This window comes from Streptomyces sp. NPDC002619 (assembly GCF_042889305.1).
GTDB lineage: Bacteria > Actinomycetota > Actinomycetes > Streptomycetales > Streptomycetaceae > Streptomyces.
This window is the reverse complement of sequence record NZ_JBIAQV010000088.1, coordinates 1-13,937: the sequence shown is the minus strand read 5'-3', so window position 1 is coordinate 13,937 and position 13,937 is coordinate 1. Positions and strand designations below refer to the sequence as shown.

Annotated in this window: 11 protein-coding genes; 7 read left to right on the top strand and 4 right to left on the bottom strand. The window is 68.3% G+C overall.

Annotation, left to right across the window (positions count from 1 at the left end; genetic code table 11):
- Positions 1 to 93 precede the first annotated feature (93 nt).
- Positions 94 to 417 (top strand): transposase, encoded by a 324-nt coding sequence (locus ACFYXB_RS44150; protein ID WP_389591048.1) that lies wholly within the window; start codon positions 94 to 96, stop codon positions 415 to 417.
- Between the two features lie 172 nt (positions 418 to 589).
- On the opposite strand, the gene ACFYXB_RS44145 is transcribed toward ACFYXB_RS44150, so the two are convergent.
- Positions 590 to 1,822, bottom strand: a complete 1,233-nt coding sequence (locus ACFYXB_RS44145) for a PP2C family protein-serine/threonine phosphatase (protein WP_389591047.1) — start codon at positions 1,820 to 1,822, stop codon at positions 590 to 592.
- A gap of 123 nt (positions 1,823 to 1,945) precedes the next feature.
- Positions 1,946 to 2,434 (bottom strand): nuclear transport factor 2 family protein, encoded by a 489-nt coding sequence (locus tag ACFYXB_RS44140; RefSeq protein WP_389591046.1) that lies wholly within the window; start codon positions 2,432 to 2,434, stop codon positions 1,946 to 1,948.
- 101 nt (positions 2,435 to 2,535) lie between these two features.
- Here ACFYXB_RS44140 and ACFYXB_RS44135 point away from each other — a divergent pair, with 101 nt between their 5' ends.
- Positions 2,536 to 3,090: a TetR/AcrR family transcriptional regulator gene (locus tag ACFYXB_RS44135; RefSeq protein WP_389591045.1), complete on the top strand. Its 555-nt coding sequence runs from the start codon at positions 2,536 to 2,538 to the stop codon at positions 3,088 to 3,090.
- 879 nt (positions 3,091 to 3,969) lie between these two features.
- Here ACFYXB_RS44135 and ACFYXB_RS44130 read toward each other — a convergent pair.
- Positions 3,970 to 5,553, bottom strand: coding sequence for an IS1182 family transposase (locus tag ACFYXB_RS44130; protein WP_389591044.1), 1,584 nt, complete (start codon positions 5,551 to 5,553; stop codon positions 3,970 to 3,972).
- Between the two features lie 586 nt (positions 5,554 to 6,139).
- Between ACFYXB_RS44130 and ACFYXB_RS44125 the strand changes: the two genes are divergently transcribed.
- The 3 genes from ACFYXB_RS44125 to ACFYXB_RS44115 are packed head-to-tail and all read left to right on the top strand — an operon-like array spanning position 6,140 to position 8,068.
- Positions 6,140 to 6,361, top strand: coding sequence for a hypothetical protein (locus tag ACFYXB_RS44125; RefSeq protein ID WP_389591042.1), 222 nt, complete (start codon positions 6,140 to 6,142; stop codon positions 6,359 to 6,361).
- Positions 6,358 to 7,245: a sigma-70 family RNA polymerase sigma factor gene (locus ACFYXB_RS44120; RefSeq protein WP_389591040.1), complete on the top strand. Its 888-nt coding sequence runs from the start codon at positions 6,358 to 6,360 to the stop codon at positions 7,243 to 7,245. Before ACFYXB_RS44125 ends, ACFYXB_RS44120 begins: the two co-directional genes overlap by 4 nt.
- A gap of 10 nt (positions 7,246 to 7,255) precedes the next feature.
- Entirely contained in the window at positions 7,256 to 8,068 is an 813-nt protein-coding gene (locus ACFYXB_RS44115) for a hypothetical protein (RefSeq protein ID WP_389591039.1), read from the top strand.
- Between the two features lie 650 nt (positions 8,069 to 8,718).
- Here ACFYXB_RS44115 and ACFYXB_RS44110 read toward each other — a convergent pair.
- Positions 8,719 to 8,844 (bottom strand): hypothetical protein, encoded by a 126-nt coding sequence (locus ACFYXB_RS44110; protein ID WP_389591037.1) that lies wholly within the window; start codon positions 8,842 to 8,844, stop codon positions 8,719 to 8,721.
- Between the two features lie 164 nt (positions 8,845 to 9,008).
- On the opposite strand from ACFYXB_RS44110, the gene ACFYXB_RS44105 reads away from it, so the two are divergent.
- Both ACFYXB_RS44105 and ACFYXB_RS44100 read left to right on the top strand, forming a co-directional pair.
- The gene (locus ACFYXB_RS44105) at positions 9,009 to 12,035 is read left to right on the top strand and encodes a tetratricopeptide repeat protein (protein ID WP_389591035.1); all 3,027 of its coding nucleotides are present in this window, start codon (positions 9,009 to 9,011) and stop codon (positions 12,033 to 12,035) included.
- Between the two features lie 487 nt (positions 12,036 to 12,522).
- Complete coding sequence (locus ACFYXB_RS44100; RefSeq protein ID WP_389591033.1) at positions 12,523 to 13,818, top strand: MFS transporter; 1,296 nt, start codon at positions 12,523 to 12,525, stop codon at positions 13,816 to 13,818.
- The last annotated feature ends 119 nt before the right edge of the window (positions 13,819 to 13,937 follow it).

Sequence of the window (13,937 nt, the reverse complement as noted above, 5' to 3'; positions counted from 1 at the left end):
GCCCCAACGAATACGAACACCGACACCACACCGCTAAACTCACGCTCGCCGCGTGATCAATAACCGCGTGCCCACCTTCACGGGGGAAGGCCCCTGGTCCGATCCTCGGGGAGGAACGTGACCGAGGTCGCCCGGGAACTCGGCGTGAGTCCGGAGGGTCTGCGTGGCTGGGTCAAGCAGGCCCGGGTCGACCGGGGCGAGGGGCCGGCGGGCGCGCTGACTAGCCAACCGGGCGACTTCCTCCCGCAACCCTTCCACCCGCACACGGGCAGCCGTCTCCCGCTCCTCCAGCATTCCCAGCACCGACGCCAACGCGCACCCCTCACTAACGGAGCGGAAACAAGACGCCCGATGCCTCCCTCATCCGGAGCTAGACCATGCCTGACCAGCAGAAATCAAGCGATCACGTTCGGTTGAGACACGGCTTCTGAACGCCGGCCAGTGCCGAGCGACGGTGATGTGCAGGTAGACCCGCTCGCATCGCCAGACCGGCACCCGGCGTGCAAACGTGCACGCCGCGGAGCTCTTGCCGACCAGGGGCAATCCAATCCGGCGTGAAAGGTTGCACGTCAGAGGGCTGCGCAGGTGCTCAACCAATGTTGGGGCCAGTCGACCGGAGTGGCCGTAGCCCTCCTAGTTCGGCCGGCTCCCGGTCGCACGGTGTGATGCGGTGGGCCACCAGGGCGGCGAGGTCGTCGTCACGGGTGCCGTGGACGTAGGCGCGCAGGTCCTGGCGGAGGTGGTCGAGGAGTTGGCGGGGCGGGGCAAGGACCCATCGGCGGACGCGCTGGGCGAGGGGGTAGAAGGTCCCGGTACCGTCGCGGGTCTCGCTGACGCCGTCGGTGTAGAGCAGCAGGCGGTCGCCGGTGCCAAAGGGGATGGTGTCGACCTGGTAGTGGTCGCCGAGCAGGGCGGCCATGTTGATGGGTGGTGACGGTGCGCTGGGTTCCACCTCGCGCACTTCGCCGTCGTGCAGCAGCAGCGGCGGAGGGTGTCCGCAGTTGAGCAGGCGGGCGATGGGTTCTCCGGCGGGGATCTCGACGAGCAGGATGGTGACGAAGCGCTCCAGCGCGTCGTCGCTGGGGACGTGCTCGCCGTAACGGCTGGCGCTGGTCTCCAGCCGGTGTGCCAGGTCCGGCAGGTCGGGGGCGTTCTGGACGAATATCCGAAAGGAACTGAGGACGACCGAGGCGGCCTCGACGGCCTGGAGGCCCTTGCCGCGCACGTCACCGATGATCAGCCGCACTCCGTGCGGGGTCTGCTGCGCCTCGTAGAAGTCGCCGCCGATGCGGGCTTGCGCGGCGGCCGCCTGGTAGAGAACCTCGACGTCGATGTGTCCGAGGTGATGCGGGACCGGGCGCATCAGCACGTGCTGCGCCGTCTCCGCCACGGCGCGGACCTGGGCGAGGGTGCGTTCCCGGTTCTGCCGTACCCGGCTGGCGTAGGCGGCGGCCAGGGTGACAGCCACGATCGCGATCAAGGTGAAGATTCCGGGAGTCCGGTCCAGAGTGTGGTCGGCGGCGGAGATGGCGAAGCCGGCAATCAGGGTCAGCAGCCCGATGCCCAGCGTGCCGGCCACGGAGAACATCGCGGCGGCCAGCGCGGGGGCCGCCCCGAGCAGGCGGTAGAACTGCAGGTGGGGCGTAAAGAGGGCCGCCACCGAGGCCAGCACGATCACCAACAGCGGAGTCAGGAGCGCCGGCGAGAACGGCCGGTCCTCTTCCCGCATCCGCCGGGAGAGCCGCTTCGGGGCGATCACCTGCCTGAACGACCGAATGGCGGTGCCACGGGATGCGATGGACTCCTTGACCTGTACACCCATTTTCTGTCCTTAGGCGGAGACGGTTCGCCGATGCCCGCGTGCAGTTGGAACTGCCTGAACTCTGCCCAAATGAGGCAATAAAGTTGAACTCTAAACTGTCAGCGGTGGTGCGGCTGCTGCAGATCATGGTTGCGCCGGCCGATGGCCGCTACCGGCCCGAGGCGACCCCTCTCCGGGGCGCTGCGACTCCGGACGCGGGCCGAAGATCCGGCGCTCCTTCTCCTCGATCCGTACGTCGTTGATGCTCGCCTCGCGCCGCGTCATCAGACCGTGCTCGTCGAACTCCCACAACTCATTGCCGTACGAACGCCACCACTGCCCGTCGTCGGCGCGCGACTCGTACTGGAAGCGCACGGCGATGCGGTTGCCGTCGAAGGCCCACAGGTCCTTGCGCAGGGCGTACTCGTGCTCACGCGCCCACTTCGCCGTCAGGAGCTCCACGATCTGGGCGCGGCCGGTCACGAAGGTGTCGCGGTTGCGCCAGACCGAGTCCTCGGAGTAGGCGAGCGAGACCTTGCGGGGATCGCGGGTGTTCCAGGCGTCCTCGGCGGCCTGGACCTTCTGGGCGGCTGTCTCACGGGTGAAGGGCGGCAGGGGAGGGCGGTCGGTCATGGCGGGTTTCCTAGCGGAGAGAAGGTGAGAACGATCGTTCTCATCGGTGGTTGATACGCTAGAGAACGAACGTTCTCACGTCAAGGAGTGGTGGCCCCCCCATGGACAACGCAGTCGCCCGGGAGCAGGCGTTGGACGCCGCGGAGAAGTTGTTCTATGGCCGCGGCATTCAGTCCGTCGGCATGGATGACATCCGCGGCGCGTCGGGGGTGTCGCTCAAGCGGCTCTACCAGCTGTTCCCTGCCAAGGAGCGGCTCGTCGAGGCCTACCTGGAGCGGCGCGACATCCGCTGGCGGCAGCGGCTGGCCGAGCACGTCGACCGGCGCCAGGAACCGGCGGAGCGGATACTTGCGGTCTTCGACTGGCTGCGGCAGTGGTTCGCGGAGCCCGACTTCCGGGGATGTGCCTGGATCAACTCGTACGGGGAACTCGGCACCACGTCGCCCCGCGTCACCACCCAAGTGAAGGCACACAAAGCGGCGTTCAAGGACTATCTGGGGGGCCTCGTGGCCGACGCCGGGCTTCCGTCACCCCTCGCGGACCAGTTGTATCTGCTCGCCGAGGGCGCCATGGTCACCGCGGGCATCACGCGGAGCACGGAGCCCGCCGAGCAGGCGGCCGAGGCGGCGCGGCTGCTGATGGAAGCCCGGCGCTAGGGCCGGCGCCGGCCGCGGTGCCAGGCCCGCCGACAGGCCACCCGCTCAGGCGGCGAGCGTCGGGCAGCGGATCCCCGGACCGGATCGGGGAGGCGGACGACGAGGGCATCCCCCGGAGGAGGCCCTGCTCGTCGATTCCGTCGGACTCGCGCTGCCGGCGGTCCTCGACCCCGACGTCGTACGCCGGGCGGATCCCGTCGCCGTGCCGGTGGGCATGGCGACAGAGGTGCGTGGTGCGCGGGCCGTGGCTGAGGAGACGGTGCTCCTGAGGGACCGCGCGCGCCATGCGGCACTCGCGCTCGTCAACGGAGGCGTGGGACTGGTCGTCGCCCCGCGCGGACGGCTGCTCGTCGTGAGTCGCGCCGGGGACCGGGCCCTCTCTGGGCACCCACGGTGCCGGGCCGATAGAAATCGCAGCACAGCCGCCGCGGGGCGTGCTGGCCGGCGGGAACCGCGACAGGATGAGGTCATGGATCAAGGGGTGGCAGCTGTCCTTGGGGCGGCAGTTGGTGTGATCGGGACGTTAGGGACGGCTGTCTTCACCTACGCGGCGACCCGGGCACAAACTAGGGATGCCGGGATGGTGGAGCACGGCCACTGGCTGCGTGAGAAACGGCTAACTGCTTGTAGCGCCTTCCTGGAGGCCCTGGATTAAGTACAGGAAAACCTCAGTGACAGCCCTAGTGTGCTGCGCCGCAAGTTCGTTGAAGAAGTTATTGGAGGCATCGCACGACCAACTCGGCTACCAGCAGGCATTGTGACCGTCAGGCAGACCGGAGGACGCCCGAACTTATGTAGCGAATTTGCGGCGCAGGATACTAGAAGATCACTGAAGATCTTGCCTGGTCATCGTGGGTTTCGGGGCACTCGCCCCTGCCGTCATGGGGCGGCAGGGGCGAGTGCCCAGGTTCTGCCGGCGCGGATGAGTCCGAGGTTGATCAGTCGGCGGAGGTTGAGGGCAGCGGCCCGGGTGTGGAGCCAGGTGTCGTTCTTCAGGGTGCCGAGGTAGCGCAGGCGCCGGTTGCCGTGGGCGACGAGCCAGGCGACGCCGCGTTCGACCGGTGGCCGCCAACGCCGGTAGGCGGCCTGCCAGTCGGGGTCGGTGGCGGCCCGCCGGGCGGCGGCCTGTCGGTCGTGGTGCGGCCGGATGGTGAGGATCCGTCCGTTCCTGGCCTTGGTGCACCGGGGCCGCAGAGGGCAGTCGGTGCACAACTCGCCGAAGAACGCTTTGCGCTGGAGATGCTGCCCGGCGGGGTCGCCGAGCGGGACGGTGTGGCCGGCCGGGCAGGTCACCGTGGCGGCGGTGGTGTCGATGCGGAAGTCGTCCAGGGTGAAGCCGCCGGGGACGGCGGACTTGAGCGGGGCGGGCTTGCAGAACACCTGGTGTCCGGCCTCGGCCAGGGCGGCCCGGCAGCGGTGGCCGGAGTAGGCGGTGTCCCCGAAGACCTCAAGCGGCCCGGTCTCCTCGGCCAGCATCTCCAGGGCGACAGCGCCCTCGGCGTGGCCGGTGCCGCTTGCGGGGTGCAGGGCGAGGGCGGTGAACAGCCCCGTCTCCGGCTCGACGGCGAGGTGGCCTTTGAAGCCGTCCGCCTGGCGGTGAGTGGTCTTGTGGATGTGCCGGGCCTCGGGGTCGACGGTGGAGATCATGCGGTTGGCGGCGGTGCCGCGGGCGATGCGCCAGCGGCCGTCGCTGCCGTCGGAATCCTCGGCGGGCTCGACATCCTGCCCGGCCACCAGGGCCAGGATGCCCACCGCGCTCGCGGCCCGTTCCCCCAGCTCCCGGTCGGGCAGGTGGGCCAGGACCCGGATCGCGTCGGTGACCAGGGCGTCGACCAGTTCGGCCCGTGCCTTCTCGTCGTCCCAGGCGATCTTCGGTTTGCCCGGGCCGGCGAGGTAGTCGTGCCCGGTGCACCACGCCTGGACGGTCTCGGTGCCGCCCGGCACCTCGCGGGCGACCCGGCGGATCGCCGAGATCAGCTGGGTGACGGTGTCCTGGGTGGCCACCGCGTCCTCGAACACGGTGGAGTCCAGCGCCCGCCGGCGGCGGCCGCGCAGGATCCCGGTGGCCTCGACGACCTGGCGCACGGCGGTGAAGACGCGGTGCGGATCGCGCGAGTGCTGCAGACGGCGCCGGAAGTACGTCAGCAGCGACGAATCAAAGCCCGTGTCCAGCAGCCCGAGCCCGCACGCGGCCTTCCACCGCAGGTCACAGCGGAGTTCCTGGACCGCCTCCGTGTCCGACAGCCCGTGCAGGACCTGCAGCACCAGCACGGTGGACAGTACCTGGGGCGGGTAGCTGGGCCGCCCGTTGGACGACGGGTACATGTCCGCGAACATCCCCGCCGGGAACAGTGCCTCCCGGTGCTCGGCCAGGAACGCGAACACGCTCCGCTCGGGGATCGCGAACGGGCTGTGATCTTCGTAGTGGGCAGCCGCGCGCCGTTCCGGGTATTGCGTGCCCAACTCACCCGCGCGGACGGTAAGTCACACAGGCTTGTCGGGCAGACCCTCATCGGCGCGTGCGTCGAAGTCCGCCGCGCCCCGGACGCGCCACCCGCCGCGTCGAGGCGTGCTCACGCACGGTGGTTGCAGGGGCTGCGGGTAGTTCGGGCCTGCGGAGTACCGCGGCAAGCGCCATCGGCCTGCAAAGCGGTAAGCGGCTTCTCCACGAGCTCGCCGAAGGGCAGGGCGGGTGGGTTCGGAGTGCGCCGTGCGGCCCCCTCTTGGGTGTTGCTTCAGCACAGGGGGCCGCACGGGGTGCGGCGTCGAGTGGCGCCTGGCTTCCCATGATGAGGCATCAACGCCAGCGCGGGCAGGGAAGTGACGTTCCCCCCTCAAACGGTTGAATCATCCGGCGCCCGGCCTGGGAGAGAGGGTGGCGCGGGGTAGCGAGGGCTGGCTCTCACACTGGCATTGTTCCGTAACTCCATGATCACGTGGCGTGACGTCAGCGTGGCGGTCCATGCTGACGTCGCTCTCCTGATGGCGCTTCAGCACCGCTGTCAGGAAGGGCCGTTGAGGTGCGAACAGCTCACAGAAAACTGGTGCAATGTCGAGTAAGAAAGTGGTGACCGTTGCCGTCCTGGCGACGGTTCTCACGTGGAGCACGGTGATGACCGTACTGGGCCACGCAGCGGCGGTCGCCGCGCTGCTCCCGTCGCTGGGCCTGCTCGTACAGCAGATCGTCCAAGCCCTGACCCCGCCCGACAGCCCGCGCCCACCGGCCGCCCCCGGCTCCGCCGCTGCCGGGGAACAGGAGCCGCCGCGATGATCTGGTCCCCCGACGCAGGCCAGCCGCCTGCCCCGGATACCGGCGGCCGCCGCGGGCGCAAGCCCGCGCCGATCGCCGCGAGTGCCGGCCCGTCCCACCGGGCCTGGCTGGAGCCGGTCCGCAGCTTCCTGTTCGCCTCCGGCCTGACCCTGGACGACCTCGTCAGTCGCTCCGGCTACTCCAAGACCCGCATCAGCGAACTGCTGCGCGGCAACGGCTACTACCCCGCCTGGGAGATCACCTTCAGCGTGATCCACGCCCTGGGCCTGCCCGCCCAGCCGATGCGCCGCCTATGGAGCGCGGCGGCCCACGAGGCGCAGAAGCAACCCGGCTGGATCAAGCAGTGCATACAGCAGGTCGCCGTCCAGCCCGAACCGGCGCCCGTGGCCCACCAGGCGTTCACGGAGGCCATGAGCGACGTCTACACCGCCTACGCGCGCGTCTTCCTCCTCACCGACCAACGCGCCCACTGGGTGGTGACGGAAGCCTTCGACATCCTGTGGCTGTGCTGGAGCCACGCCGCCGTCAGCGAGAACCTCAGCCGCTACGCCTGGCGGCTGCTGCGCGCACGGGTCATGGCCCGCGCCCACCGTGACGGCGACGGCCACCCCGACCTGCGCGCCGCCGTCTTCTCCACCGCAGAGGTCCACGACGGCGTCCCCGGCCACTTCGTCGCCCTGAGCGAACTCGTGGACCTCTTCGCCGCGATCGGCCATCTCCCCGACGACCAGATGGACGTGACCGTCCTGCGCCACCTGTACGGCGTGGACCTGAAAGAGATCGCCGACGCTGTCGGCCTGAGCGAGGCCATCACCCACGCCGTCGACCACCACGCCCGCGCCGCCCTCGAACGTCTGCTCGACGCACCCAGCCCCCGGGAGTGAAACCAGCGCCATGCCCCCCATCGACGCCCTCCTCGCCCGCGCCCGCCTCCGCCACCACCCCGTGCCCGCCGACACCATCGCCTACGAGGACTGCACCTACTTCGACGCCGCCGCAGACACAGCGCCCCCGCTGCTCGACGAACCGGCCGGCGACACCGCGTCGGCCGACAACCTCGGCCACCTCTGCGAAGTCGTCGTCACCACGGTCGACCCCGACGTACTGGAGTTCCTCACCGACCAGCTACCCGAACCCACCGGCGCCTGGCTGCTGGGCTGCGCCCTCCACCTCGCCGGCGTCGAAGACGGCGCACGGTTTTGGTGGCAGTACGCCGCCGGCGCCGAACACACCCCCGCCGCCTACTGCCTGGCCCTCTACCACCACGCCCGCGGGGAGGACCATGCTGCTGCCTTCTGGTACGACCAGACCGGTCTGGACACTGCCAGTGACTCGGACCCCGACACCCTCACCGGCGTCTGGGCGTCCCTGCACCACTCCCGCTACGACGCCAGCAGCCTCACCGCCCTGCGCATCCTCAGCAGCCTCACCACACCAGGTCGCCGCCCGCGCACCCAACGCGCCGACGCCATCACCAACTTTGCCGCCCACGCCGTCACCCGCGGCTACCGGCGCCACCCCGGCGTCGAAATCCCCGTCCCCGGACCCCGATTCGCCGACCGTATCGGCTTCATCCTCGCCACCACACCACCCTGGACCCGCCGCATCACCCGCGCCTTCAACCCCGCCCTGCCCAGCCGCAGACAGAAACCCTCAAGCGGCAGCTACCGCACACGGGACACGGCCGTGGAACCCGCCGGGGGATGAACACCACCCTCCTCGGGCGACGCTCTTCACCGCTGGCCAAGCCTTCGCTGTGGCTAGCTCGCCGAGCCGCCGAAGCCTGCCCGGCAAGGGAGTTCAGCCGCAGCTGATCGGCTCGTACGCCGCTCTCTGGATGAATTCCGTCATCCCAGAAGTGATCAACAGATCGCTTTCGACACCGACGGCAACGACGTGCCAGCGGTGGAAGCCGGCTGGCTGCAGCTCAGTACCTGGAACCTATCCTCGCCCGGGTGCTCGTTGCCGGGCTCAGCCACTTCACCGCCCAAGTACGGGTGCGTACCCCGACAGGCCCGCAAGGAGCTCGGTGTCCTTGTCCCGCAGGCGGATCGAGGCATCGCGCATGGTGAGGGGCGTTGAACTTGTCCTGAGGCGAACGACCAAGTGTTGCTTCGTATGGCTGGCGGCAGACAGGTAGGAGGGGAGATCGAGGCGCTGGACGATTTTCGGCCGACCTCACACACCGTCACACGAAGACCAATGATCACTCTGCGTGCGCGACCATAAGAAGTGGGCCATCGCCGTGACTCGCGTACAAAGCCATGTGGGCCGGAAGTCGGACGTAGAGCCGTGGTGCGGAACATGGCAGACACGAGGGTGCTCTCCCTGTCGAGTACCCCCGCGTCTGCCGGCCTTCAGATCAGCTCCCTCAGCTGGTCGAGGAGGAAACGGATGGCGGCGGAGACGATGCCGGTGACGGTTGCGTTGCGCACTTCGTCCCACGACCCGTTATATCGACGGGACTTACGGTTGCGAGACATGGTGATGTCCTGACGTTGGTGGTGGATCGGGCAGCCGGCCGGCTTGCTCTCCACCCTCACGGGCTCGAAATGCCGCACGACGAAATGCGATCGGCTGTGAACTACCTCTGCGGATTGCCCAGTTCAGGGGATGCGCAGGATGCCACTCGGGCACGATGGAAACGATGAAACGCGATGAGACCACTGGAGGCCGCGGCCAGGGCAGGTCGCCAGGGTCATCGCAGCGACCGATCCCACGGCCGGTCGTGCCGCCGGGGCCGCTGGGCACGCTGAAGAGGCTGATCTACGAGGCCTATGTCGCGGCCGGCACACCCACGCTGAGCGCGATAGCAGACGCCACCGACCGCTGGGCACCGAAGGCCCGCCCGTCCAAGGACATGATCAACCAGATCATCGGGGATCCCACAGAGCTCGGAAAGCAGGCAGACGTCGTAGCCCTGGTGACCGCGCTGACACAGATGACCGGCGGCGAGGGGGAGCAGGCCGGCCTTCGCGCGGCCGCGTTGTGGACCGAGGTAAAGCTCACCGAACCCCTCGGCCGCCCCATCGCTGACGTTGACCCCTACGACCTGGAAGTCCATCACGCGATCACTATGCAGGGCGCGGATGGTCTGCCGGATTACGTAGAACGTGCGCACGACAGGGAGCTTCGCCGCCTGGTCGACGAAGCCGCCGCAGGTGAAAGCCGCCTGGTGATGCTGGTTGGTACCTCGTCCACCGGCAAGACCCGCGCCTGCTACGAAGCCGTCCAACACCTTCCTGAGGGCTGGCGGCTGTGGCATCCCATCAACCCCGAGAGAGCCCAGGCTGCCCTCGCCGACCTCGAACGAGTCGGTCCGAAAACGGTCGTCTGGCTCAACGAAGCCCACCGCTACCTGCTGGACGCCCAGCACGGCGAGGCGATCACGGCAGGGTTGCGGACCCTCCTGGCCGACACCTCCCGTGCGCCCGTCCTGGTCCTGGGAACCATCTGGCCCGGCGCGGGCTTCTTCGACGACCTGCGCAAGCACCCCCAGGCAGGCACCTTGGTCGCGGACCGCTCCCTGCACGTCCCAGCGGCTTTCGAGCCTTCCGTGGTCGACAGGCTCAGACAGTCGACCGATCCTCGGCTAGTTGCGGCTGCTCATTCCGCCCCAGCCAACATGATTACCCAGTATTTGGCTGCAGCATTTGAGCTGAAAGACGTCTACGAGACGGCGACGCCCGGTGCCCGGGCCCTACTTGACGCGGCGATCGATGCACGCCGACTCGGCCACCCTGTGAATCTGCCTCTGCCCTTCCTTGAGACCGCTGCCGAGGGATACCTGACAGAACCCGAATGGCAGTTGCTGCCCGGCAACTGGCTCGAACAGGCGCTGAGCCAACTCACCGAGTCTGTCAGGGGAGTTCCAGGCCCCCTCCACCGTCCAAAGCGGCCGCGGGGCTCCACCGAAGCGCCGATCGGCTCTGCGTACCAGTTGGCCGACTTCCTGGAAGACCACGGCCGGGCGACGCGCCACCTCGCGCGGGTCCCCGCTGAGTTCTGGCAAGCGGCTGAACGGCACTGCGGAAACGACGCCGCACGGAACCTTGCCCAAGAGGCGCTGAAACGCGGGCTCATGAAGACGGCCTGTTGCCTGTGGGCGAGTGGAAGCCAATACCGCGATGCCGTTCTCATCCTTGAAAGAGCCGGGCGTCGGGACGAGGCAATGGCTTGGTGCGAACGCGAGGCCGCCGTCGGAAACGCCGAAGCGCTAACCGCAAAGGGCGGAACCCTGGCGAGGGCGGGTCGTGTGGACGAGGCAATCGACTGCTACAAGCGTGCGGTTGACGCCGGTGACACAGGAGCCATCGAGTGGATTGCCACGCGTTTGAGCGACACCGGCCATCTGGACGAGGCCCTGGAATGGTACGAACGCGCCGCCGACGCCGGAGACGTCCATGCCCTCGTCGAAGCGGCCCACTGTCTGAACGGAACCCACCATCGTCGAGGACTTCCGCCCCGCGTAACAGACCGCTTGGACGAGGCGCTGGCCTGGTACGAGCGCGCGGCTGCCGCCGGCCACACTGACGCATTCCTCTACGCCGCCGCCGACCTATGGGGAGCGGGCCGAACCGAGGAAGCATTGGACTGGTGCGAACGTGCGGCCTCGGCTGGCGCAACCGACATGCTCGGCTGGGGAGCGTCGCAGTTGGCGTGGGCAGGGCGTCTGGACGAGGCTTCGGCGTGGTGTACACGCGCGGCTGACAAGGGGGATACCGAAAATCTTCGGGAAGCGGCCGACGCCTTCGCGCATAGAGGCCGTGCCGAAGACGCTGTCACCTGGTATGAGCGCGCGGCCGACAACGGGGATATCGAAGCCCAGGACGGGCTTACTGAACGGCTGACAGACGCCGTTGGGGGTCTAGACGGAGCGCTTGCCTGGTGCGAACGTAAGGCCTCCGCTGGAGGCACATATGCCCTCCGAGTCGGAGCAATCCAACTGACACACGCGGACCGCCTGGACAAGGCGCTGGAGTGGGCGGAGCGCGCCGCCGCCTCCGGAGAGACATTCGCCCTCTGGTACATGGCCGGGCAACTGGTGGACACAGACCGCCTGGACGAGGCACTGGGCTGCTATGAGCGCGCTGCTAACGCTGGTGACACTCGCGCCCTCTTGCGAGCCGCTGAGGAACTCGCGCGCCACGGCCGCTTGGAAGACGCTCTGGCCTGGTGCAAGCGAGTGCCCGAGGCTGGCGACGCTGCAGTGCTCACCACGAGGGCCGGTGTTCTGTGGCAGATGGGCCGCGTGGAAGAGGCATTGGCCTGCTATGGCCGAGCCGGCGAGGCCGGTGACATTGAAGCGCTCGAGTGGGCCGCCGCTCGGTTGGAGAATGCAGGGCGCCTGGATGACGCATTGGCCTGGTACGAGCGAGCGGCCGCCGCCGGTAAAGTCCTAGCGCTCACGACGGCGGCAGATGAACTGGCCAAGGCTGGCCGCCGGCAGGAGGCGCTGGCTTGGTACGAGCGAGCGACCACCGCTGGTGTGAACGCCCGCGCATATGAGGTCGACACCTTGCGGCTTCTCGGCCGTCGCGAAGAAGCGGATCGACTAGCTCGCTACGGTCGGGACATCCGCGGCCACATCGCCAATCCATGGAACATAGAGGCCGTACGCGAAGCGTGGATACCACAACACGTCTACGGACACTCCGAGGTCGACCCCACCTGATCCCAGAGTCACCACCCCGCCCCACAAGCCTTTGGGCCGTGCCTGGTCCATGGGGCACCGACGGAATCCACTAATCAGCACACATGAGCGCGGGTTTCTGCGGCAGATCCCACGCTCACGTTGATCGTTTCCCAGCAAGCATGGTGTGACCCATCGGTGGATGGTCACGAGAACGGGAACGCTCAAGGCCGGTGTCGCTCAGAGATCCAGACGGTCAGCAGATCTGTCCTCATCGGTACAACCCGGACAATTCCCTGTGTGAGCCCGCCCATTGCGAACGGATCGTCGTTGCGGAGGGCCGGTGCCCGAGGTGACAATGCGTGGAGGTGCCGGGTGGTCATCCCGGCGAAGTGTTGGAGGCGCTGCTTGTGAACACCGCATCGCGGTGCGCCTCGCTATGCGCGCCAGACGCTGACCACTTCGCTTCGCCCACCGGCTGACCTGCTTCGTTCGCGGTGGGCGCTTCCCCTCATGGGAGACCACCGTAGTGTCCGAAGACTTCGGGACGGTTGATCGCCGTCCTCTGGCAACGGTTCTTGCCGCCAACCTCGTTTCGATCGCGGGGAATTGCCTCACATACATGGGCGTGCCGTGGTTCGTGCTGCAGAGCACGGGCAGCGCCGCCAAGGCCGGGATCGTGGCGTTCTGCACACTGCTCCCCGCAGTGCTCGCTGCGCTCGTCACCGGTCCGGTCATCGACCGGATCGGGCGACGGCGGGTGAGTGTCGCCTCGGATCTCGCCTGCGGAGTCGCCGTTGCGGCGATCCCGCTGTTGCAGTTCGCCGGCATCCTGCAGTTCTGGATGCTGTGCGTGCTGATGGCGATGACAGGGCTGTCCCGTGCGCCGGGTGAAACCGCTCGCGGCGTGCTGTTGCCCACGCTCGCCGAACGCGCCGGAATGCCGCTGACCAGGGCTGCCGGGCTGTATGACGGTGCGGCACGCTGTGCGGCGCTGACTGCATCGGCTCTCGGAGGTGTGCTGATCGCCGTACTCGGAGCCGAGAACGTCCTGTTGGTGGATGCCGCGACCTTCGCCGTGGCTGCGCCACTGTTCGCGTTCGGAGTGCGCGGCCTGCCCGAGGCGCAGGCCCAACGACGGGCCGAGCCGACGTCGCTGCGGGCCTACCGTCGTGAACTCGCGGACGGCTATCGCTTCGTGGCGGCCACGCCGCTGCTGCTGGGCCTGTGCCTGATGACGCTGGTCACCAGGGGCCTCGACCAGGGATGGAGCGCCGTGCTCCTGCCCGTGCATGCCCGGGAGAAGCTTGACGGTGCCGTCGATCTCGGTCTGCTGAACGCGGCGTTCGGGGTTTGCGCTCTCACGGGAGCACTGGTCTATGGGGCGGTGGGCAGCCGCTTTCGGCGGTGGCCCGTGTTCACGATCGCCTTTCTCATCGGGGGCCTGCCGCGCTTCGTGGTGGCCGCCTTCACCGACACCTTCACCCCGCTGGCCGTGATCATGGCGGCGGAGGGTCTCGCCTTCGGTGTACTCAACCCCATCATGGCCACCGTGACGTATGAGACGGTGCCGGAGGACCTGCGCAGCCGCGTGCTGAGCGCGACAACGGCCTCGGTGCAGCTGGTCACTCCGCTGGGCGGACTGGCCGCGGGCTTCCTCGTGGATTCGGTCGGCTTGTCTTCCACGCTGCTGGCGGCCGGCGGTGTGTATCTGCTCGCCACGCTGTGCCCGGTGATCTTCCCGGCCTGGAGAAGGATGGACAGTACCGGTTCTCCCCACGACAGGGCGGAGGACCCGCTGCCGCAGGGTTCAGGGGCGAAATGAACCGTTCCGGGTTTGATCGAGACTCTAGTGCTCTGACCGGGAAGGTTCGCCGGATTGGCGGTTGCGGCGGTTGGATGTGTGGTGACATGCGATCCGACTGTCGGGGGGTGTGGTGGCTG

What these genes read in the sequence shown, in the direction of transcription:
- ACFYXB_RS44105 (WP_389591035.1), top strand. Translation starts at nt 9,009, where the DNA reads ATGAAACGCGATGAGACCACTGGAGGCCGCGGCCAGGGCAGGTCGCCA.
- ACFYXB_RS44140 (WP_389591046.1), bottom strand. Translation starts at nt 2,434, where the DNA reads ATGACCGACCGCCCTCCCCTGCCGCCCTTCACCCGTGAGACAGCCGCC.
- ACFYXB_RS44115 (WP_389591039.1), top strand. Translation starts at nt 7,256, where the DNA reads ATGCCCCCCATCGACGCCCTCCTCGCCCGCGCCCGCCTCCGCCACCAC.
- ACFYXB_RS44135 (WP_389591045.1), top strand. Translation starts at nt 2,536, where the DNA reads ATGGACAACGCAGTCGCCCGGGAGCAGGCGTTGGACGCCGCGGAGAAG.
- ACFYXB_RS44145 (WP_389591047.1), bottom strand. Translation starts at nt 1,822, where the DNA reads ATGGGTGTACAGGTCAAGGAGTCCATCGCATCCCGTGGCACCGCCATT.
- ACFYXB_RS44120 (WP_389591040.1), top strand. Translation starts at nt 6,358, where the DNA reads ATGATCTGGTCCCCCGACGCAGGCCAGCCGCCTGCCCCGGATACCGGC.
- ACFYXB_RS44110 (WP_389591037.1), bottom strand. Translation starts at nt 8,844, where the DNA reads ATGTCTCGCAACCGTAAGTCCCGTCGATATAACGGGTCGTGGGACGAA.
- ACFYXB_RS44125 (WP_389591042.1), top strand. Translation starts at nt 6,140, where the DNA reads ATGTCGAGTAAGAAAGTGGTGACCGTTGCCGTCCTGGCGACGGTTCTC.